The sequence below is a fragment of the Bifidobacterium callitrichidarum genome, from assembly GCF_003129905.1.
GTDB lineage: Bacteria > Actinomycetota > Actinomycetes > Actinomycetales > Bifidobacteriaceae > Bifidobacterium > Bifidobacterium callitrichidarum.
In genome coordinates this window covers 1-21,707 of the sequence record NZ_QFFM01000022.1, presented here as the reverse complement: position 1 = coordinate 21,707, position 21,707 = coordinate 1, and the positions used below count along the sequence as shown (strand labels likewise).

The 21,707-nt window shown below is 63.5% G+C and carries 14 protein-coding genes; 4 read left to right on the top strand and 10 right to left on the bottom strand.

Annotated features, from left to right (window positions below; genetic code table 11):
• Window positions 1–57 precede the first annotated feature (57 nt).
• Window positions 58–879, top strand: coding sequence for an alpha/beta hydrolase (locus DF196_RS09930; protein WP_109057674.1), 822 nt, complete (start codon window positions 58–60; stop codon window positions 877–879).
• Window positions 880–1,153: 274 nt separating this feature from the next.
• Window positions 1,154–1,951 (top strand): TetR/AcrR family transcriptional regulator, encoded by a 798-nt coding sequence (locus DF196_RS09925; RefSeq protein ID WP_109057673.1) that lies wholly within the window; start codon window positions 1,154–1,156, stop codon window positions 1,949–1,951.
• A gap of 263 nt (window positions 1,952–2,214) precedes the next feature.
• On the opposite strand, the gene DF196_RS09920 is transcribed toward DF196_RS09925, so the two are convergent.
• The 10 genes from DF196_RS09920 to DF196_RS09875 form a co-directional block, all read right to left on the bottom strand.
• Window positions 2,215–3,102: an ROK family protein gene (locus DF196_RS09920; protein WP_109057672.1), complete on the bottom strand. Its 888-nt coding sequence runs from the start codon at window positions 3,100–3,102 to the stop codon at window positions 2,215–2,217.
• Between the two features lie 396 nt (window positions 3,103–3,498).
• Window positions 3,499–5,655 carry a beta-galactosidase gene (locus DF196_RS09915; RefSeq protein WP_109057671.1) on the bottom strand — a complete coding sequence of 719 codons (2,157 nt, stop codon included), beginning with the start codon at window positions 5,653–5,655 and terminating at the stop codon, window positions 3,499–3,501.
• A 126-nt stretch (window positions 5,656–5,781) separates the two neighbouring features.
• On the bottom strand, window positions 5,782–7,314 hold the full coding sequence (locus DF196_RS09910; RefSeq protein ID WP_109057670.1) for a glycoside hydrolase family 43 protein: 1,533 nt from the start codon (window positions 7,312–7,314) through the stop codon (window positions 5,782–5,784).
• A gap of 170 nt (window positions 7,315–7,484) precedes the next feature.
• Window positions 7,485–9,524, bottom strand: coding sequence for an alpha-xylosidase (yicI, locus tag DF196_RS09905; protein WP_109057669.1), 2,040 nt, complete (start codon window positions 9,522–9,524; stop codon window positions 7,485–7,487).
• A 731-nt stretch (window positions 9,525–10,255) separates the two neighbouring features.
• Window positions 10,256–12,481, bottom strand: coding sequence for a beta-glucosidase (locus tag DF196_RS09900; RefSeq protein ID WP_109057668.1), 2,226 nt, complete (start codon window positions 12,479–12,481; stop codon window positions 10,256–10,258).
• A 53-nt stretch (window positions 12,482–12,534) separates the two neighbouring features.
• On the bottom strand, window positions 12,535–14,010 hold the full coding sequence (locus DF196_RS09895; protein ID WP_109057667.1) for an alpha-L-fucosidase: 1,476 nt from the start codon (window positions 14,008–14,010) through the stop codon (window positions 12,535–12,537).
• Window positions 14,003–14,680: an SGNH/GDSL hydrolase family protein gene (locus DF196_RS09890; RefSeq protein WP_109057666.1), complete on the bottom strand. Its 678-nt coding sequence runs from the start codon at window positions 14,678–14,680 to the stop codon at window positions 14,003–14,005. The genes DF196_RS09895 and DF196_RS09890 overlap by 8 nt, the downstream gene beginning before the upstream one ends.
• 338 nt (window positions 14,681–15,018) lie before the next feature.
• Complete coding sequence (locus DF196_RS09885; protein ID WP_109057665.1) at window positions 15,019–16,779, bottom strand: ABC transporter substrate-binding protein; 1,761 nt, start codon at window positions 16,777–16,779, stop codon at window positions 15,019–15,021.
• 209 nt (window positions 16,780–16,988) lie between these two features.
• On the bottom strand, window positions 16,989–17,909 hold the full coding sequence (locus tag DF196_RS09880; protein ID WP_109057664.1) for a carbohydrate ABC transporter permease: 921 nt from the start codon (window positions 17,907–17,909) through the stop codon (window positions 16,989–16,991).
• Between the two features lie 43 nt (window positions 17,910–17,952).
• Window positions 17,953–18,993: an ABC transporter permease gene (locus DF196_RS09875; protein WP_109057663.1), complete on the bottom strand. Its 1,041-nt coding sequence runs from the start codon at window positions 18,991–18,993 to the stop codon at window positions 17,953–17,955.
• 293 nt (window positions 18,994–19,286) lie between these two features.
• Between DF196_RS09875 and DF196_RS09870 the strand changes: the two genes are divergently transcribed.
• A complete protein-coding gene (locus DF196_RS09870) occupies window positions 19,287–19,934 on the top strand; it encodes a YesL family protein (RefSeq protein WP_109057662.1) in 648 nt (215 codons plus the stop codon).
• Window positions 19,935–20,360: 426 nt separating this feature from the next.
• The coding region (locus DF196_RS13950) for a DUF6020 family protein (RefSeq protein ID WP_421728483.1) at window positions 20,361–21,707 on the top strand (1,347 nt) is incomplete at its 3' end.

The window sequence follows — 21,707 nt, the reverse complement described above, 5'->3', positions numbered from 1 at the left end:
CGTCCGTTCGTGGCTCCCCTCTTTGAGGGGAGTCACAACATATCCCAAAGGAAACCCATGCAATACATCGACCAGACCATCACCGGCATCGACGGCACCCCGGCCCACTTCACCGGCTACGTCATCGACAACAGCCCCGAGGTCGACCCGAACCGCCAGCGCCCGGCCGTGCTTGTCATCCCCGGCGGCGGCTACGAAATGACCTCCGACCGCGAGGCCGAGCCGATCGCCCTCAAGTTCGTGGGCGCGGGCTACAACGCATTCGTGCTGCGCTACTCCTGCAAGCCCAGCCTCTACCCCACCGCCCTGCTCGAGGCCGCAGAGGCCATGCGACTCATCCGCACGCACGCCGACGAATGGCACACCGATCCCGAGCGCATCGCCGTGATCGGATTCTCCGCCGGCGGCCATCTCGCCGCGAACCTTGCCACCACCGCGGGCGACGAGGACGAGCGGGCGCACGGCTACGACCCGGACGAGGTGCGTCCGAACGCGCTCATGCTCGGCTACCCCGTGGTCACCTCCGGTCCGCTCGCCCACCGCGGCAGCTTCGATTCGCTGCTCGGCCCGGATCGCAAGGACGACCAGGACTGGCTCGACAAGCTCTCCATCGAAAAGCACATCGACGCCAAGACCCCGCCCGTGTTCGCCTGGCACACCGTGCCCGACGACTGCGTGCCGATGGAGAACACCCTGATGCTCATCTCCGCCTGCAAGGCTGCCGGTGTGCCGGTCGAGGCCCATCTCTTCCCCGAAGGCGGCCACGGCCTCGCACTCGGCACCGCCGAGACCGCATGGGGCGGCAAGGGCAACATCTTCCCCTGCATCCAGGTCTGGCCCGAGCTCGCCATCGACTGGCTCGGCCGTCTCTTCGGCTGATTGATAGATATGATCTGGTTCCCCTCAGTCGGCTTCGCCGCCAGTTCGTCCTGCAATTAACGACGAACTTCGTTCGCGGTGTATTGGCCCGACTGTCGTCTCGCACATTGCCTACAAACAGCTCCGCTGCTCGCTTCACGGCAATGTCCTCAGAAAGGGAGCCAGATCATTTGACACTGATCTCAGCCATCACCGCCAAAACCACCGCTACCGCGCGCGGTAGACTATTGCACAATGTGAGCGCACACATCCCCACGAAGGAGGGAGGTCACCAATGCCTGTCGCAGCATGGGAACAGTTCCTGAAGGACCAGAGCAGCTGGCCCGCGGCTTCACGGACCACCCACCAGGCCATGGTGAGGGATACCACGGCCGGTACCACCTTCGAAAAGCGCAAGCGCATGAGCCCCGAGGAGCGACATCTGCAGATCATGCAGGCCGCGGTCAAGGTCATCGCATCCAAGGGCTTCTGGGGCATGTCCCTGCAGGATATCGCCGACGAAATCGGCATCACCGAGGCGGCGCTCTACCATTACATCCGCTCGAAGAACGAGCTGCTCAACATGGTGCTCGCCGAGGGCTACGACACCCCCGAGGCGGACGAGTACAACGCCATCACCTCCACCGTGACCGATTTCGACGGCCACTACTGCTATTGCTTCCCCCGCTACTGCATCAACGTGGTGCTCTACAACCTGCAGCGCCCGGAAATGGTGCAGCTGTTTTCGATGCTCAACGGCGAGGCGCTGAATCCGGCGCATCCCGCACACCGCTTCTTCATCGGCCGTCACCTGCGCAATTGGGAGCAGATCGGATCGATGAACTGGATTCTGCCGGACGCATACGACGAGGAGCGGTTCTACCACCTCTATACGCTCGCGATGTCCGCGATGGACGGCCTGCAGTACCGCTGGCTCGCCGACCATTCCGTGAACCTGCTGGAGGAGTGGATGGCGTTCTCCGACGAAATCTTCCCGGAGAACGTGTGGAAGGGCTTCCGTGACCCATCCGAATACGATCCGGCCAGCAAGCAATGCCTCCTGCCGCTCACCCTCGCAGCCCGCGAAAACTAAACGAATCGGCCGAATCGAATCGGTCTTACGCCAATACCGTATTTCCGATACCGTATTTTCCGCAGCCTTCGCCTTCAGTAGCTTCGCCTCCAGCTCCGCCATGTTGCTTTACGGCAATGCCCCTTCAAAGTGAGCCAAATTCTATCTGATATAAGTCTTGCCTCCCTCTGGCGAGGGAGGTGGCGCGAAGCGCCGGAGGGAGAGCAGCGGAGCAGCCACAGGCTGCGGGAGAATCTATCGGCCACAGGCCGATGCCGCCCCAATCACTTCACTTCATTCACAAAGGCGTAGTACGCGCCCAAGAGGCCCGCATAGCTCACGTTGCGGCAGCGCTTGATGGGCGTGGCGAAGTCCTTCCAGTACGGGATCTCCTCCAGTGAGCGCTGCACGAGCGGCAGGAACGCGGTCTCCTGACAGATGGCGCCGCCGAGCAGCACGCATTCCGGGTCCAGCGAGACCACCACGTTGTAGATGCCCACGGCGATGTACTGAGCCCATTCCTCCACGATGCCGCGTACTTCCGGATCATCCATGCGGCGCAACAGACTGGAGGGCACCACGATCTCGGACGGGCCTCCGAATTTCGCGGCGTACCGCTTGTTGAGCGTGTCCGTAGACGAGTATTCGTGCAGCGAGCGCGCGCCTTCCGTCTGGTAGTTGGTGATCATCATGCCGAGTTCGCCGGCACGCCAGTCGCGTCCGCGGCGGATGTGACCGTCCAGGAACAGTGCGCCGCCCACGCCGGCATCGGTGATGGTGAAGACCACGAAGTCGTCCATCTTGCGTGCGTTGCCGGCGTATCGTTCAGCGATGGCGGCGCAGTTCGCGTCGTTCTCCACCCAGATGGGCAGGTCGTCGCCCAGTCGGCGGCGCAGTTCCTTGCCGACGTTCTGCTTGTACAGCGCGATGACCGGCCCGCCGGTGATGGTGCGTTGACGCTTCACATCCACGAATCCGGGCAGACTCAGCGAGATGCCGTCCAACGATTCGCCCTGTTGGCGGACCACGTTCGCGATGCCGTCGAACAGCGCTTCGGAATCCTCGGAGGGTGTGGCGAAGGCGGAGGGCACGTCCTGCATGCCGTCGGTCACCACGGCGTGACGGATGAAACGGTATCCCACGTCGAATGTCAGCACGCGCTTGCTGTCCATGTGTCCTCCTTAACTCGCCGCCGAGTATCGTCCGCTGCGTCTGCGATATCCACAACAACGTGAACGCAACGTTCTGCTCAGTAGCTTAGCGGTTCTTGCCAACCCTTATTGATCGACGGTTTAACAAGATTGAAATTATTGGTCCTTTTCTGGCTCATCCGCAATTGCGGACAGTCCGCGACTGCGCTTTTCTGGTTCGGCTTCTCTGAAGGTGAGCTGTCAGTGAAGCTGACTGAGGGAAGTACTATCCGGCAGGCTCCCCTCAGTCTCACTCCGTTCGACAGCTCCCCTCAGAGAGGGGAGCCAGAGAATAGTCGTGACCCGCCCACAACCGCGGATGGCCTGCCGGATTGTCTGCTTTACGGTTCGGTTCCTCAGAGGGGAGCCAGAAAACGCTCATCGTTCGGCCACGATGACCTGGTAGGGGGCCAGGGTGTTGCCGGCGGCAATCGTACGGCCATTCGCCAGCAGGTCGGCGGCACCGGCCAGGGCGGGAAGCGTGACGTGCTGTTCGCGATCGGTCAGGTTGATGACGAACGTGAACGTGCGCCCGTCGTCCGCGTACCGTTCGGCGATCTCCACGCCGTCCGGGGTCGTGGTCGGCTCCAGTCCCGCAGCGTCCACGATCGGCTGGATAAGCACGTCCATGCCGGCTTCGTCCAGCGGAGTGCCAACGTAGTAGGTTTCACCCTCGCCGCACACGTTCGCAGTGACTGCCGGAGTGCCGGCGTAGAACTCGTCGCCGCCGTACGTGGCGAGCACGCGGGCGCCCTCCAGGTGCATGATGCTGGCGACGATCTCACCGCTGGCGTCACTCTTGGTGTCCGCGGTATCGGCGGCATTCCCGGTCGCGCACTTCCCGCAGCAATGGCTCGAAGCCTCGGACACGGCACCAGAGTCGCCGGCAACCGCCGATTTATCGTCCACCGCGCCGCCGAAGCGCACCGGAATCGTCTCCCCCGGCGCGATGGCGTCGATCTCCTCGGCCCAGACGCCGGCGAGCGCGCGGAACGGTCCGGGGTAGCCGCCCGGAATCACCAAATCGTGTTCGTCGTGGATGCCGGACATGTAGCCGGTGATGAACCGACCACCGCCACGCACGTACGTCTCGACGGCTTCGGCCACACCAGGCTTGACCATGATGAGCGCAGGCGCCGCCACAACGGAGTACCGCTCGAGTTCGGCGGCGGACGTGGTGCTGGGAATGATGTCCACGGCGATGTTGCGGCGGTTGAACGCGCGGTAGAAGCGATGGACCTCCTCCGGGTAGGCGAACCCGGCGGTGGGGCCCACGCAGCCTTCGAGCGACCAGTAGCTCTCCCAGTCGAACATGACGGCCACGCGCGCGCGGACCTTCGAGCCCATGATGCGCGGCGCCACCTTGCCCAGCGCCTCGCCAAGCGCGGCGGTCTCGCGGAACACGCGGGAATCCTCGGTGCCATCGTGTGCAATCACGGCACCATGGAAACGTTCGCACCCACCGATTGACTGGCGCATCTGGAAGAACTGCACGGTGTCCGCGCCGTGCGCCACGGCCTGCCAGCTCAAGGCGGCCACCTCGCCGGGGCGCTTGACCTTGCAGTACGGGAACCAGTTCTGCTGGTTCGGCGTCTGTTCCATGAGCATGAACGGCTTGCCACCACCCACGGCGCGCATGAGGTCGTGGTTCATGGCCACGCGGCTGGCCGGCATACCCATGCCCGGATAGTTGTCCCAGCTGACCACGTCCATCTCGCGACCCCACGTGAAGTAGTCGAGGTCCTTGAACGTACCCATGAGGTTCGTGGTGATCGGCGTCGCGGCGTCGAACCGGCGCACGGCGTCGCGTTCGTTCGTGAAGCAGGCGAGCTGTGATTCGTTCTGGAAGCGGCGGTAGTCGATGAGCAGGCCGGAGACCACGCACTTCCTCGGATCCCAGTCGGATCCGATGCCGTCGCCATAGCCCACCGGCGGCACCACGTCCGCCCAATCGACGATGGTGTGGCTCCAGAAGTTCGCGCACCATGCCTTGTTGAGCGCCTCGACGGAACCGTACTTGGCCTTGAGCCAGTCGCGGAAGGCCGCAGCACAAGCCTCGCAGTAGCACAGGCCGCCACCGCCGCCGTATTCGTTGCCGATGTGCCAGGCCGCGAGTCCCGGGGTGCCGGCGTATCGTTCGGCGAGCGCACCGGCGAGCTTGCCGGACACGGTGCGGAAGTAGGCGGAGTTCGGACAGAAGTTGTGGCGTCCGCCGAACACGTGGCGCTTGCCCTCGAACGTGGTGCGGATGATCTCGGGGTGTTCGCGCACCATCCATGCGGGCAGTGCGGCGGTGCCGGTGGCGAACACGATGTTGAAACGGTGCTTGACCAGCAGCGCCACGATCCTATCCAGCATGGTGAAGTCGTAGGTGTCCTCGCCGGGCTGCAGGAGCGTCCAGGAAAACACGTTGATGGTGGCCTCGTTGATGTGCGCGTCCTCGAGCATCTCGATGTCGCGTTCCCACGTCTCCTCGGGCCACTGTTCGGGGTTCCAGTCGCCGCCGAACAGGAAGGTGTCGAATAGGGGTTTCATGCCTTGCTCCTTGCGCAATGATGCCGAATCAATAGAAAACTTGTCCGACTGCGAGTATTGCCTCGTAGAACTACCCTCAGTCGGCTTCGCCGCCAGCTCCCCTGACAAGGGGAGCCAAGAAAACAATCACACCGTGTAACGGACGTTGGTGAAGGTGGCTTCGCCGCTGCCGTGGGCGTAGACGCCGAGCAGGATGCCGGTGAATCCGCCCGCGTTGGTGAAGCTCAGCAGTTTGCCGGGCACGTGGCCGAGCAGTTGCTCGCCGCCCGCGAATGCGCTGGTGTTGGCCACCGCGAAGTCATATCCGGATTCGTCACCGCGCACGACCAGGCGCAGTTTGGCGCTTGCGGGCACGGCCACCGTACCCACCACGGTGGCGAGTCCGGCATTGTGGGCCGTGGCCTTGACCCGGATCAATCCGTTGGCGTCGGACGCGCGCACGGCGATGGTCAGGTAGTGGCGGCTGTTGGCGTACACGGCGACGCCCGCCTCGCCGAGGGTCAGCGTGCGGGCGTCGGCCAGCGTCGCACCGAATTCGAAACGCAGATCGGTCTGACGGGTGCCGATCATCGGCGCTCCGTGGGCCAGGTCGAACGACTGCGCGGCCGCATGCACGGCGATGGTCACGTTGTTGGTGGTGGATGCCGCGACGGCACGGCCGGACGAGACGACGTACTGCCGATCCGCGTCGATGCCGGGGGTGATCCATTCGACGTCGGACTCCAGCGAATCGCCGTGGCCGTTGAGTTCGCAGTCGTACGACTGGTCCTTGAGCTCCGGCCAACCGTCCTTCCAGTCGAACCAGACGGCGTACGGCTCGCGGCCGATCCAGCCCTGGGCCGGGTATTCGTCGTTGTTGCGGGTGCCGTGGAACACCATGAGCGTGCGATCGTCACCGAAGTGCGCGCAGTCGCAGTGGCCGATGGCCTGCAGCGTCAGGTGCGTGGAGCGGTTGGTGATCAGCGGGTTGCCGGGGTACATCTCGTACGGGCCTTCCGGGCTCGACGCACGCGCGATGTTTTCCATGTGCCCGGATTCGGTGCCGCCTTCGGCCCACATGAGGTAATAGGTGTCGCCGCGCTTGTACATGTGCGGACCTTCCGGATTGGAGCCGGTGATACCGCCGCAGATGCGCTGGCGCTTGGTGAGCACGGTGCCGGTGTTGACATCGATCTTCGACAGGTAGATGCCGGCGGGTTCGCGTTCGCCGTTCTCGTCCGGTTCGCCGCCCTCGTTGCCGCAGATGTAGGCGGTGCCGTCGTCGTCGAAGAACAGGCTCGGGTCGATGCCGGGCCAGCCGTCCACCCAAATCGGGTCGGACCAGCCGGCGTGCGGATCCTCGGTGGTGAGAATCATGTTGCCCTTGTTCACGTTGGTCACGATGAGGTAGTACGTGCCGTCGTGCCAGCGCAGGGTGGGTGCGTAGATGCCCTGGCTGTTGTCCATCGTCTCGTACGGGAACTGCTCGGGGCGGTTCATCGCGTCGCCGATCTTATGCCAGTGTTCGCCGTCCTCGGATTCGAAGACCGGCAGTCCGGGGAAGTATTCGAACGAGCTGTTGACCATCAGGTACGTGCCCTGCGGTGTCTCGCAGATGGTGGGGTCCGGATGGAAGCCGGAGGCGATGCGGCGGGCCGGCTGAACGTTGAACAGAGTCATGATTCTAACCTTTTATACAGTTTTTTGGCTCCCCTCTTTGAGGGGAGCTGTCGCGAAGCGACTGAGGGGAGTCCATCATCAGAAATAGCCGGCTCCCTTCAGTCACCTACGGTGACAGCTCCCCTCAAAGAGGGGAGCCATGTTTGTATACGCGGTACTCGCGCGGGCACTCAGGCGTTGAGCGGGTCGGAACCGGGACGGACCAGCACGGGCAGGGTGTGGTAGTCGTACTGCTCGGTGTACCACTTGCCCGGCTCGTAGGTCTTGCCGGTCAGCAGGTTGGTCCAGGCCTCGCCGGCGTGGTCGCCGCCGGCGTCCGGCACATAGAAGCGCGCGGTGCCGTCCTCGGAGAACACCGGGGCCACGAGCAGGTCGTCGCCCAGCATGTACTGGGTGTCGATGTCCTCGCAGGCCGGGTCGGTCGGGAACTCGAGCACCATTGCACGCATCATCGGCACACCGGTCTCGTGGGTTTCCTTGGCCATCGCCTCCAGGTACGGCTTCAGGCGCAGCTTGAGCTCAGTGAACTCGCGGGAGACCTCCACGGCCTCGTCGCCGTACAGCCACGGCACCTTGTACTCGGTGGAGCCGTGGTAGCGGGAGTGGGAGGAGAGCAGGCCGAACTGGGTCCAGCGCTTGAACAGGTCCGGGGTGGGCTTGTCCTCGAAGCCGGCGATGTCATGGCTCCAGTAGCCGAAGCCGGACATGCCGAAGCTCAGGCCGGCGCGCAGGGACTCGGCCATGGACGGGTAGTTGGAGGAGCAGTCACCGCCCCAGTGGACCGGGAACTGCTGGCCGCCCACGGTGGCGGAGCGGGCGAACAGAATCGCCTCGTCGGCACCCTTGGTCTCCACGAGCACGTCGTACACGGCCTTGTTGTACAGGTACGTGTAGTAGTTGTGCATGAGCTCGGGGTCGGAGCCGTCGTAGTACTGGACGCCCTCGGTGGGGATGCGCTCGCCGAAGTCGGTCTTGAAGCAGTCGACGCCCTGGGCCACAAGGTGCTTGAGCTTGTCCTGGTACCACTTGGTGGCCTCGGGGTTGGTGAAGTCGACGATGGCCATGCCGGCCTGCCACTTGTCCCACTGCCAGACGGAGCCGTCGGTGTTCTTGATGAAGTAGCCCTTCTTGGCGCCTTCCTCGAACAGCGGGGACTTCTGGCCGATGTAGCTGTTGATCCACACGCACACCTTGAGGCCGCGCTCATGCAGTTTGGCGAGCAGGCCTTCCGGATCGGGGAACTTGGTCTCGTCCCACTCGAAGTTGCACCACTCGAGTTCCTTCATCCAGCGGCAGTCGAAGTGGAAGACGGACAGCGGGATGTTGCGCTCGGCCATGCCGTCCACGAACTCCATGACGGTCTTCTCGTCGTAGTCGGTGGTGAAGGAGGTGGACAGCCACAGGCCGTAGCTCCAGTCCGGCACCAGCGGCGGCTTGCCGGTCAGGTCGGTGTAGGTGTTGAGGATGCCCTTCAAATCCTTACCGCCGATGACGGAGTAGCTCATCTCCTCGCCGGGCACGGAGAACTGCACGCGGGAGACCTTCTCGGAGCCGACCTCGAAGCTCACCTTGCCGGGGTTGTCCACGAACAGGCCGTAGCCCTTGTTGGACAGGTAGAACGGGATGTTCTTGTACGCCTGCTCGGTGCCGGTGCCGCCGTCCTCGTTCCAGATGTCGACGGTCTGGCCGTTCTTGACGAAGTTGGTGAAGCGCTCGCCCAGGCCGTAAATCTTCTCGCCCACGCCGAGGTCGAGCTGCTCGGAGACGTGCAGACGGCCTTCCGGATCGGTGACGAGGCCCTTGGCGCGCCAGCCGGAATGGGCGATGACCTTGCCGTCGTACTTGTAGGTGAAGTCGATGGACTCGCCCTTGGCGATCTCCAGGGTCAGCTTGCCGGAAGTGAAGGACCACTTCTCGTCATCCTCGGTAATGGCGACGGCCGGGTCGGACTCGTTGAGGGCGAACTTCGGGCAGTGGCTGCGGTCCTTCTTGAAGTTGATGAGGCGCGTGGTGATGATGTCCTCGCGCGGGGAGGTGACCTCGATGGTCAGGATGCCGCCATCGAGCGTCTGGCCGGGGTGATGGATCGGCACGCCGAACGGGCAGAACAGGGTGAGCTTCTTCGGCTCGACGTTCGCGGTGTATACGTTGGCAGCGTACTTGACGTCGAAGCCGTCCTTGACGAGCCAGCCACCATTGAGGAACTTCATTGTCGCGTCTCCTTCATTGCGAGTACGTTTGTTGAAAACAATCTTATTTATAAGTTTATAAATAACAAGTTCCGACACGCCAGCGGCGGTGTATTTCGGACGGGTCAGGCGGCGATGCCGTGCACGTGGCACTGCGCGGCGGGGCGACCGACCACGCGAAGGGGAAACGCCACCCATCAACGTCATCGGCGGGGGATCAATCGGCGCTATGCATGCGGTTCAATCACTTCCCCCACCTACATAACGTCAGCCCATGAAGCAAAAGGCTCACTATGTATGCGGCCCAACCATGCACCCGCATACATAACGCCGGTTCACGGGGCAAAAGGCTCACTATGTATGCGAGCCCTTCGTTCGGCCGCATACATAGTGACGGTTTCCCACCACCTCGCCGCCCCACCGCATCGCCCGCCATCCCGCCACTCGCGCCCGGGAAACGAAAGGCTCTGTTAAACCAAGATTGACATGAATTCCACCGGATTACCCCTCAGTCGGCTTCGCCGCCAGCTCGTCCTGTAATTATGGACGAACTTCGTTCGTGTTTTGCTGGCTCGACTGTCGTCTCGCACATTGCCTGCAAACAGCTCCGCTGTTTGCTTTGCGGCAATGTCCTGACAAGGGGAGCCAAGAATAAGGGCATGTCTGGTTTAACAGAGCCAAACGAAAAGGCCTGCCGCGGAATCGGTTTCGCGATTCCACAGCAGGCCTACGCGGCAGTCAACGGCGCAAGGTCAGGCGGTGATGGCCACGTCCGCCACCGATTCGGTGACTTCCGCATCAGCGGCATCGCACGCACCCAGCACACCGGTCAGACGGATATCGGCCACGGACTCGCCCACAAACACACGGGCGGTCGGCGCGAGGGCGTACTCCCCCGCCTCGTTGGACCAGTAGCGCAGGGCCTTGGCGGCGGGCAGCACGAGTTCCACCTGACGGCGCTCGCCCGGCTCCAGCGCGACCTTGGTGAATCCACGCAGCTCCTTGGCCGGACGGTCCTCGCCGGTGCCCTCGAGGCCGAAGTAGACCTGCGGCACGGCCTTGCCGGCGCGATCGCCCGTATTCTCCACGGTGAACGCGATGCGCACGTCGCCGTCCACGCGGCGCACGTCGAGGTCGGCGTAGGTGAAGGTGGTGTAGCCCAGGCCATGGCCGAACGGGAAGCGCACCGGCACGCCGCGGGTGGAGAAGTAGCGGTAGCCCACGTAGATGTCCTCGTCGTAGCGCACGTGCAGGCCGGGGCCGAACGTGCCGATAGCATGCGCCGGGCTGTCCTCCAGGGCGACCGGGAACGTCTCAGGCAGGTGGCCGCTCGGGTTGACGCGGCCGAGCAGTGTTTCGGCGAGCGCAGTGCCGGATTCGCAGCCGTTGTACCAGTTCCAGACGATGGCGCGAGCGCGGTCGGCCCACGGCATGGCCACCGGGGAGCCTGCCACGAACACCAGAATCGTGTCCGGGGCGGCGTCCAACAGCGCCGAGATGAGTTCGTCCTGGCCGTACGGCAGGGCGATGTTCTCGCGGTCGCGGCCTTCGAGGTCGTGCTCGTGGTCGAGTCCGCCCACGAAGATCACCGGGTCGCCGGCCGCGGCATACTCGCGGGCCAACGTCACGGCCTCCTCGCGCAGGTGGGCGGCGCGTTCGGCGTCGTCGGAGGCGGAGCCCACCGAGTTCTCCAGGCTTTCCTCCTGCCAGGAGTCGTCCTGCACCACCTGCTTGGCGTCGTAGCCGAGCGCGTATTCGATCTCCACGTTGCCGCCGAGCTGGCCGTTGAGGCCCAGGATCGGCGTGACCTCGTGCAGCGCCTTGATGACGGCACTGCCGCCGCCATTGGAGTGGATGCGGTCGGCGTTGGCGCCCACCACCAGCACGCGGCGCAGGGCGTGTTCGTCCAGCGGCAGCAGCGTGCGGCCGGATTCGTCGGCGTCGTTCTTGAGCAGCACGATGGATTCGCGGGCCACGTCGAGAGCGGCCTGCGCGTGCGCGAGCGTGGCGTATGAGCCGGCCTTGCGGGCGGGACGGCTGCCATCGGAATCGCCATCGGAATCGGGCAGCATGTGCAGCGCGTCCATCACCGCGAGCACGCGCTCCACCTTGATGTCGATGTCCGTCTCGCTCACCTCACCGGCGGCCACGGCCTTGCGCAACGGGTTGGCGAAGTAGTATTCGTCGAAGTTCGGCGTCACGGACATCTCCACGTCCAGTCCCACGCGGGCGCTGGCCACGGTGCGCTTGACGGCGCTCCAATCGGAGACCACGAAGCCACGGAAGCCCCACTCGTCACGCAGAATGTCGTCGAGCAGGCGCTTCGATTCGCAGCACTGCTCGCCGTTGACCAGGTTGTACGCGCCCATCAGGGAGAGCACGCCGCCGCGCTTGACCGCATCCTCGAAGGCCGGCAGGTAGATCTCACGCAGCGCGCGTTCGCTGATGGTCTCGTCCACTTCGAGACGGTCGGTCTCCTGGCTGTTGGCTGCGTAATGCTTGGCGCAGGCGGCAACGTCGGACTCCTGCACGCCCTTGATGAACGCCACGCCCTGCTCGCCGGTCAGGTACGGGTCCTCGCTCATGTATTCGAAGTTGCGGCCGCACAGCGGGCTGCGCTTGATGTTGATGGAGGGGCCCAAGATCACGTCCTTGCCGCGGCCGCGGGCTTCGGCGCCGAGCACCTGGCCGGCGGCATGCGCCAGGTCGCGGTTCCAGGTGGAGGCCACGGCGGAGCCGGAGGGCAGGTAGGTCACGCGGTCGCGGGTGTTGTACAGCGGTGCCCAGTTGTCGTTGTGCAGCTCCTCGCGCGGGCCCATCGGACCGTCGTCCATCTTGAACGGTGGGATGCCTAGGCGCGGCACGCCTTCGGTGCGGAAGAGGCCGGCGGCGTGGATCATGTCGATCTTCTCGTCCAGCGTGAGCTCGGCGAGCAGGGCGCGCGCCTTGGTCTTGTTGGCTTCGGTGATGGTGGTCATGTGTGTTCCCTTCTTCGGTTCGCGGCACGCTGCGGCGCGCGCCCGTTCATGACTTACGCGATGGTGATCTTGAATCCGATTGGCACGTTCGCCTCGGTTCCGGGCCGCTCGGCCGGCGTGATGACGAGCCCGTCGGCGGTGCGCTCCCAGGCCACCGGCCCGGCGCCCAGCTGTTCGACGCCAGCGATGATGCCGTGGAACGGCGCGCGGATGCCGTCGTGGTAGGCGGCGAACGTGGCGCTGGTGAGCGCGGATGCTCCGGCCGGGTTGAGGCAGAAGGCGTATACACTGCCGTCCTTGGCGGTGAATCGCCAGTCGGCGGCCGTGTATTCGAGGGCGGTCTGGTCGGCAAACGACCCGTCGGCGGCGTGCGTGGGGCCTTCCTCGGCGAGCCTCCACGGGCGTGTGCCGTAGATGCCCTCGCCGTTGGCGTCCATCCAGCGTCCGATGGATTCGAGCAGGTCGCGGTCGTGCGGGGCGATGGAGCCGTCGGCGCGCGGACCCACGTTGAGCAGCAGATTGCCGTTCTTGCTCACGGTATCCACGAGGGTCACGATGAGTTCGGCGAGGTTCTTGTAGTCGAGCGAGTTCGTGTAGCACCACGAGTTGCGGGCGATGGCGGTGTCCGTCTGCCACACGTACGGGGTGGCGGTGGACAGGCCGCCGCGCTCCACGTCGAACAGGCCGGCGCCCCAGGCCATGCCGTCGTCCTTGTAGCAGATGATGACCGGCACGCCCCATTCGGCGCCGCGGTTGTAGTAGAACGCGGCGAGGCGCTTGATGTACGGCTTGAAGGCGTTGTGCTGGATCCACCAGTCGAAGTACAGCATCTCCGGACGGTAGTTGTCGATGAGCTCGCACACGCGCAGCAGCCAGTCGTCGAGGAACTCCTCGTTCGGCTTGGGCACGGAGAACAGGTCCTGGTTGTCCGGTTCGGGGTTGGCGGGCCAGTAGAAGCCGCCCTTGGCATCCGCTTCGGCGCCGCGCACGTCGGAGTCGAAGTCGCGGCCGTGGCCCATGAACCACCAATGCTCGGCGCGGTGGTTGCTGGTGGCGAAGTGCAGGCCGTGCTTCAGCGTGGCCTCGCGCAGTTCGCCGATGATGTCGCGGTGGGGGCCGGTCTCGACGGTGTTCCAGTGCGAGATCTCGCTGGCGTACATCTGGTAGCCGTCGTGGTGTTCGGAGACCGGGAAGTAGTAGCGCGCGCCGGCGCGGGCGAACAGGTCGAGCCATTCGTCGGCGTCGAATCCGGACGCGGTGAACATCGGGATGAAGTCCTTGTAGCCGAACTCGGACTGCGGGCCGAAGGTCTCGCGGTGATGGTCGAATTCCGGATAGCCCTCGATGTACATGTTGCGCGAATACCATTCGTTGCGGAATTCGGGCACGGTGTACAGGCCCCAGTGGGTGAAGATGCCGAATTTGGCGTCCGGGAACCAGCCTGGCACCCGCACCTTGGACAGGGATTCCCAGGTGGGCTCGTACGGGCCTTCCGCGATTACGCGGTCAATGGTTTCGAGATCAATCATCGAAGGTGCTCCTGTTCCAATCGAAGCCCACGGCCTGGCACCACGAACGGGCGATGATCATCGCGCCGCGCTCGTACGGGTGCACGCGGTCCTGGCTGGCCAGGCAGCCGTGCAGCTGGGTGAGCCAGTGGTCCACGGCGGCCTGCGTGTCCACGAAGATCGCGCCGTGGCGTTCGGCCACGCGCTGCGATGCGGCGGCGAATTCCTCGATCTTGGCGCGCATCTGGTCGGCCGGGTTCGGCTCGAACATGAACGGGCGCATCACGATGATGCCCTTGAGGTCCGGCAGGGCCTCCTTGGTTCGGGTCAGCAGGTCGTCGTAGATCCGCTCGAAGTCCTCCACGGTGTTGAGGCGGGCCTGCCACAGCGGACCGTCGAAGTAGCGCCAGGCGTCGTTGACGCCGACCATCACGGACACGTAGTCGGGCTTGAGGTCGATGACGTCCTGCTGCCAGCGGTCCGCCAACGCCACGATGTCGTCGCCGCTGACGCCGGAGTTGATGGTGCACAGCGCGCGGTCCGGGTAGACGGCGGTGAGCAGGTTGTGCAGGGCGTTCACGTAGCCGGTGCCGTAGCCCCAGCCGCCGGGGAAGGCGGTGCGGTCGCGGCCGGCGTCGGTGATGGAGTCGCCCATGAAGACGATGCGAGAGTGTTTCGGGAAGATCAGCATGATAAGTCGCTTTGATACGGTGCGTCGTGTTCGTGGCTCCCCTCAGTCACGTTCGGCGTGACAGCTCCCCTCGATGAGGGCAGCCAAAGAGAGGAGTTGTTTGGAAAGGGAGATCGCGGGAAATCGTGGGATTCGGAAGGAGTGGATATGAAAATTGCGCGGTGGCCCGGGGAGGAGCGGGGCCACCGCGCAATCGGAAAGGCCTAAGTTGTCTTTGGCGGGGTCAGACTCGGCTCCCCCTCCCCGAGGGGAGCTGTCACACGAAGTGTGACTGAGGGGAGTTGCGGTATAACCCGTAACCGGGTTCCCGTCTCCCCTAGAGGAGCCGAATCAGATCATCACTTGGAGTCGGCCTTGTACTGCTTGACGACTTCCTGACGGGCCTTGATCCAGTCCTTGGCGTTCTGCTCGTCGACCTTGAGCACGCTGTCGTAGCCCAGATCCTTGACCTGCTGGCGGGCGTCCTTGAGCACCTTGGCGAACTCGGAGTCGGACTTGGCCACCAGGGCGTTCCAGGAGGCGTTGACGACCTCGGTCTTGATGGAGCTGCGGGTGGCGGAGACCGTGGACTCCTCCTGCGGGGTGGTGTAGGAAGCACCGGGGGCGACGGCGAGCAGGTTGTTCTTCTGCAGGTAGTCGATGTCGCTGGTGGCGCCGCCCATGTGCTCGGACCAGTCCTTGAACAGAGCGGAGGTGTCGGCCTCGGACTCCCACAGCTGCGGGTTGAACGCGGCGCCGGTCTCGGAGTCGATGTCGTTCTGCTGCACGGCCTTGAAGTTCAGCAGGGAGAAGCCGCTGTCGTAGGTGCCGCCGCCGAGCTTGTCGGAGATCTTGAGGTTCGCGTGGTCGCCGTTCATGGCCTGCTTGCCGAAGTCGGTGAGCTGCGGCTTGCCGTCATCGCCCTTGGTCCAGCAGCCGAGGCTCTCCGGGCAGGCGGCACCGCCGGCGTTGGAGGCTGCGGCGTACACGCCCTCGGAGGAGTACAGCCAGTCGATGAACTTGGCGATGCGCTCCTTGTACTTGGACTTGGAGCCGATGGCGATGATGGTGGAGCCGTCACCGTCCGGGGTGAAGCCGGTGGAGTAGACCTTCATGGTCTGCAGCGGGGCGAGCATGAAGCCCACGCCCTTGGCCTTGTTCTCATCGGAGTTCATACGCGGCTTGCCCAGCCAGCTGAAGATGGAGACGAGGGTCTTGCCGTTGGTCACCTTGTTCTGCATGGTGTCCCAATCCTGGGTGGTGGATTCGGGATCCACGAGACCCATCTGCTCGGCCTTGTTGAGGAACTCGAGGGCCTGCTCGTAGACGCCGCCCTCCTTGGTGGCCGGCTGCACGTCCTTGCCGTCGGCGCTCACGAACACGGAGCCCTGGGCCTGGTAGCCGAGCCAGTTGACGATGGCGGAGGCGTTGTTCATCACGTCGCCGTCCCAATCCTTGAACAGGGAGAAGGCGTAGATGTCATCCTGGCCGGTTTCCTTGCGGGCCAGGTCCTGCATGTCCTTGAGCACGTCGAGGAAGGAGTCGAGGTCCTTGATCTGCGGGTAGCCGAGCTCCTTGTAGTACTCCCAGCGGATGTACGGGGCGGAGGTGGGCTCCATGCCCTCGCTCGGGCTGGACGGATCGGAGGAGGAGACGCCCTGCGGAATGCCCCACACGCCATCCTTGCCGGCCTGCTTGGTGACGGAGTCGACCGCGTTCTGGTACTTCTTGACGTTGGTCATCTTGCTGTAGTACGGCGTCATGTCGGTGACCAGGTTGGCCTTGACGAGCTTCTGCAGACGGCCGTTGCCGGTGCTGGTGATGATGAGGTCGCCCAGGGAGCCGGAGGCGGCGCGGGTGTCGAAGACGGTGTCGCCGCCGGAGACGTTCGGGGCGATGATGTTGAGCTTCAGGTTGAACTTGTCCTGCACCATCTTGGCGAACCAGCCCTTCTGCTCACCCTGCTGGTTGGCCAGCGAATCGAACACGTCGATGGTGACCAGCGAACCGTCGTCCTTCTCATCGGCCGCGGTGTCGCTGCCGCAGGCGGCCAGCGAGAACGTCATCGCCGCGGCCAGGCCGACGGCCAGCACCGAGGTGAGCTTCTTCTTGAGTTCCATAATGGAAACCTCCTTGTTTCTTTTGTTCCTTTGTTTCCTGTAACGATTGGTTAAGAAGTATTAGCGGGTTCCCCGCTTCGTTGTGTTATCGCCTTCGGCCCCTGCAAGAACGGACCTCGCTTCGCTCGGACTCAATCCGACCTTCGCTCGGCTACCGCCTCGCTCAGGCTGAGCCTACGGACAGTCCACTGGACTGTCCGCTTAACGGCTCAGCCCTTGACCGCACCCAGCATCATGCCCTTGACGAAGAAGCGCTGGAAGAACGGGTAGACGAACATGATCGGGAGCACCACGATCACGGAGACCGTCATGCGGATCGAGGTCGGGGTTGCCGCGGAGGCCAGGGCCGCCACGTTCGCCGCGTTCGCCTTGGCCGCGTTGGCCAGTGCGCTCGCCTGGTTGATGTAGGTGTACAGCAGGTACTGCAGGGAGTAGAGCTTGTCGTCGGTCATGTAGATCAGCGTGTCCTGGAAGGAGTTCCACTGTCCGACGGCGGAGAAGATGGCGACCGTGGCCAGGATCGGCGTGCACATCGGCAGCACGATCTTGCCGAAGATCGTCAGTGTTCCGGCGCCGTCCATCTCGGCGGCCTCCTGCAGGGAGTTCGGGATGGACTCGATGTAGGTCTTGACCAGGATGATGTTGAACGGCTGAACGACGGCGGGCAGGATGTACACCCAGAAGTTGTTGGTCAGGCCGAGGTTCTTCATCGTGATGAACATCGGGATCAGGCCGGCGTTGAAGTACATCGTGATGACCACGAAGCGGTACCAGAACGAACGGGCCCACATCTTCTTCTGCGTGAACATGAAGCCCAGGTAGGCGCTGGCGAGCACGGTGAGGGCGGTGCCGATCACGGTACGGGCCAAGGAGATCCACGCGGCGCGGCCGAGGCCGGACAGGGCCAGCACGTCCTTATAGTTCTGCAGGTGGAAGCCCTTGAACCACCAGGTCACCTCGCCGGCCGCCGACAGGTTGTTGTCGGACAGCGAGTTGATGATCAGGTAGTAGAACGGGTAGGTGCAGATCAGTGCGAACAGGGACAGCACCACGATGTTGAATACGTTGTAGACCTTCTCACCCGTGGTGCGACGCATCGCCGGCGAGACGCTTGACTTCTGCTTTGCCATGATTATTCCTTACAAATCTCGCGTTGACTTCTGCTTGGGGCGATCAGACGATGCCCTCGCCGCGGGTGCGCTTGGACAGCCAGTTGACGATGAACAGCAGCGCCACGGAGACCAGCGACTTCAGGATGGAGATCGCGGTACCCAGGGAGAGGCTGGAGTTGCCAAGGCCGACGTTGTACACGTACAGGTCGAGCACTTCGATCCACTTCTGGTTGAAGTTGTTCTGGAAGACGTAGTACTGGTCCATGCCGTTGTTGAGGAAGTTGGAGATGGAGAGCATCAGCAGCACGAAGTAGGTGGGCAGCAGCTGCGGGATGGTCACGTGAATGATCTGCTGGAAGCGGTTGGCGCCGTCCACCTGCGCGGCCTCGTACAGCTCCTGGTCGATGCCGGCGATGCCTGCGAGGTACATGATGGAGCCCCAGCCGAGGCCCTTCCACAGGTTCCACAGCAGCATCTTGAGCCAGATGTGGTCGCCGGAGTCGAGGAACTTGATGGGCTCAGTGATCAGGTGCAGGTTCTGCAGCAGCTCGTTGATCATGCCGGAGGAGGAGAACATCGCGAAGGCGATCGAGTAGACGAGCACCCAGGAGATGAAGTTCGGCAGCGTGGTGAGCGTCTGGATGAGGTTCTTGAACCACTTGGCGCGGATCTCGTTCAAAGCGATGGCGAAGATCACCGGGAAGAACGAGGTCAGGATGTTCAGACCGGACATGGCGAAGGTGTTCATGAGCACCTGGCCGATCTTGGCGAGCTGCGCCGGGTTCTGCACCAGCAGCTGGAACCACTGCAGGCCCACGAACTCACTCTCGGACAGCGGGATCGGCGGCTGGTAGTCGTAGAAGGCGTAGATCCAGCCGAACAGCGGCAGGTAGCTGAAGAGCACCACCATGACCAGCAGCGGCGCGACGAGCAGGAACAGCTTGAGGCCGTGGCGCTTGTTGTAGTCGGTGCCGGGAAGCATCTTCTTCGCCTTGTTGGCGGCGCGACGATCACGACGGTTGCGCGCCGGCTTGGCATCGGCGGTCACAGTGCCGTCCGCGGCAAGCCCGACTTCGCCGTCCGTGGTTGCAACGTTCTGCATCTTGTCTCCTTTGAAGCAATGCAGCGAAGATCACGTGGGTGCGATCCGTTTCGCATCCCGTCGTCTTCTTTTCTCTTGTTTATAAGTTTATAAATAAGAATTTTCCCTGTCAACTCGGGGGATGCTCGATACCCCCTTCACGCACGTCAAAGGAGCCCGAAAACCGTTGGAAACTCGCGGAATTCGACCAATCAAATTTTTATTTATATACTTATAAATAAGCGTGTCGCGCTCCGCTGGAGCACCGGCAATGAAGTACTTATCACAGCGTCATCAAAAGCAGGAGGAGAACGATGAAGTTCAATACCAATGCGCCGTTCTGGCGGTTCATGGACACCCTGGTCCGTTTCACCGCACTGAACCTGGTCTATCTGGTCACGCTGGTCCCCGTCGTCACCATCGGCCCGGCCCGCGCCGCGCTGTACAGCACGATGTTCGCCTACGACGAGCACGACGACATCAGGCTCGTCCATGAATACCTGCGCCGGTTCAAGCGCGAGTTCAAGCACGGGCTCATCTCCGGCCTCATCGTCATGGTGCTGGCGGCGGCCATCATCTTCGGTCTCGCGTTCTGGAGCGCGTGGGACGCCAACATCTCATATGTTCCGCTCGTCGTCCTTATTATTGCGGCGGTGATCGTAACGCTCACGGCCGAATACCTCTTCCCCATGCAGGCCCGTTTCGAGAACCCGCTCGGCACCCAGTGGAAGCTGGCGGCAATGTTCCCCTGGCGCGCCTTCCCCTGCACGCTCGCGCTGCTCGCCATCGACGTGCTGCTGCTCGCGGTGGCGTACTTCATTCCGTTCATCCGCGTGCTGGTGCTAATCTTCGGCGTCGCCTGGGGTGCCTACGCCAAGTCGCTCGTCTTCCTGTGGGGATTCAAACGCTACGGCGGCATGGGCCCGGTGGAGCGCCCCACCTTCATCAACGCCCACGACTGATTCGAGGGGACTCCCCTCCCTCTCCTCTTGAGTCCGCCCGCCTTGCCGTTCAGCGGCTAACGCAGGTTCCGCGCGGGACGATGGATGCATATCGCGATTTTTCGCGCATCGTCCCGCATCCGCTTGCCCCCATAAGCACGTCAAACGATTGCCACACGTTTCATTTCACACCCCGACAACGGCAAATCCACGGAATTCCGCCATTATCGCGATATCGTCCGCACCCGTGACCTGACAAGCTGCGGGATAATGTGCCCAAAACACCACAATCGCCGGATCGTCCCGCATCCCAACAGTCACTCGCGGCATCGCAGTTGGCGTATGCGGCTACCATTGACTGACATGACGTCACCAGCCATCTCGAAGCCTGCCGCCGCATCGCACCACCCCGACTCCCGCACGTACGCGCACCCCGCGTGGCACCGTGTGGGAGCAGTCGCACGGTGGACGCTGGCGGTGCTGGCCTGCCTGTGGCTGGCCCTGTGCACCGCGGTCGGCCCGTTGTACTGGGACTTCGAGAACGGCACCATCGCCAACTGGAACTGGACGAACACCGCCATCTTCGCGGGCTCGTTCGTCATCTATCTCGGCATCATCCTGCTGCTGGTCCGGTTCGCCGGCACCGGTCGGGTGCTGCCCGCCATGCTTGGCGAACGTTGGCATCGGTTCGTTGGCCGGTACTTCACTCCCCGTCATCGCTCGTCTCAGCATTCCGAAGCAACGACGACTGTCATGTCCGGCGACGAACCCAGCGACGCCGAATCGACGGGCCCCACTGACGCAAGCACCGTCACCACAGCCGGCACAGCCGCACCGATCGACTCCGGTTCAACATCCGAAGCAGTCCCGGCAACGGACTCCCCCAAATCGACCGCCCACCAACGTTCCGCCGATTCCCGCCCCCGTCCCCGCCTCCGTATCTCCCCGCGGCAAATCACCACAGCCATCGCCACGGGATTCGTGTTCCTGAACCGCTGGATCATCCGCGGCACGGATCGGTTCTGGAAGCTTGCGCTGATTCTCTTCCTCGGCTGGCTATGGGCGCCCACCACCCTGCTGGCGGCGTTCGGCGCGGACATCCGCTCGCAGATCCGCGAGTTCAGCTGGGCGTGGAACCAGTGGACCGGACTGAAGCAGCCGTACATCGGCTTCTTCTCGTTCGTGCCGATGGACATCTACCCCACCGCGCATTACATGTGGCCGGACGACCCCACCTACCTGACCGACCAGCATAACGTGGTGCTCACCGTGGTCTATGGCGCGGTCGCGATGTTCTCCCGCTCGCTGACCGGTTCGAACGACGCTGGTATCGTGGCCCTCGCCGCCGTCCAGATGCTGTTCGCCGTGTTCTGCTGCGCGGCCACCGCGAACCGGTTCCTCAACCGTCCGTGGATCGGCGGACTCGCCGACGGCGGAACCATGACCCGCAAACCCGGAACACCCGCTTCCGGAAGCACTGCCGCCGACGCTCGTGATGCTGCCGACGATAGCGTCGCCACCTCGGCAATCTCCGGTATCTCCGGCACCTCCGCCACCCCCAAGCTTGCCGGAGGCCGGGCACGATTCCTGATCCTCTTGTTCTTCCTGGTCTGCCCGCTGGCGGTGTTCTCCACGATTTCGATTACCAAGTCGCCGTTGTTCGCCTTCGCCTTCGTCTGGTGGTTCGGCATCTGGTACGAGCTCGTCCAGACCTGGCGTCCGGCCGGCACCAAGCGCAAACGTCAGAACGATTCCCCCGCTACCACCAATCAGGCGAGCCTGTCGCGGATACAC

Excerpts from the sequence above, each read along its gene's own strand:
- DF196_RS09930 (WP_109057674.1), top strand. The coding sequence starts at position 58 with ATGCAATACATCGACCAGACCATCACCGGCATCGACGGCACCCCGGCC.
- DF196_RS09925 (WP_109057673.1), top strand. The coding sequence starts at position 1,154 with ATGCCTGTCGCAGCATGGGAACAGTTCCTGAAGGACCAGAGCAGCTGG.
- DF196_RS09920 (WP_109057672.1), bottom strand. The coding sequence starts at position 3,102 with ATGGACAGCAAGCGCGTGCTGACATTCGACGTGGGATACCGTTTCATC.
- DF196_RS09915 (WP_109057671.1), bottom strand. The coding sequence starts at position 5,655 with ATGAAACCCCTATTCGACACCTTCCTGTTCGGCGGCGACTGGAACCCC.
- DF196_RS09910 (WP_109057670.1), bottom strand. The coding sequence starts at position 7,314 with ATGACTCTGTTCAACGTTCAGCCGGCCCGCCGCATCGCCTCCGGCTTC.
- yicI (WP_109057669.1), bottom strand. The coding sequence starts at position 9,524 with ATGAAGTTCCTCAATGGTGGCTGGCTCGTCAAGGACGGCTTCGACGTC.
- DF196_RS09900 (WP_109057668.1), bottom strand. The coding sequence starts at position 12,481 with ATGACCACCATCACCGAAGCCAACAAGACCAAGGCGCGCGCCCTGCTC.
- DF196_RS09895 (WP_109057667.1), bottom strand. The coding sequence starts at position 14,010 with ATGATTGATCTCGAAACCATTGACCGCGTAATCGCGGAAGGCCCGTAC.
- DF196_RS09890 (WP_109057666.1), bottom strand. The coding sequence starts at position 14,680 with ATGCTGATCTTCCCGAAACACTCTCGCATCGTCTTCATGGGCGACTCC.
- DF196_RS09885 (WP_109057665.1), bottom strand. The coding sequence starts at position 16,779 with ATGGAACTCAAGAAGAAGCTCACCTCGGTGCTGGCCGTCGGCCTGGCC.
- DF196_RS09880 (WP_109057664.1), bottom strand. The coding sequence starts at position 17,909 with ATGGCAAAGCAGAAGTCAAGCGTCTCGCCGGCGATGCGTCGCACCACG.
- DF196_RS09875 (WP_109057663.1), bottom strand. The coding sequence starts at position 18,993 with ATGCAGAACGTTGCAACCACGGACGGCGAAGTCGGGCTTGCCGCGGAC.
- DF196_RS09870 (WP_109057662.1), top strand. The coding sequence starts at position 19,287 with ATGAAGTTCAATACCAATGCGCCGTTCTGGCGGTTCATGGACACCCTG.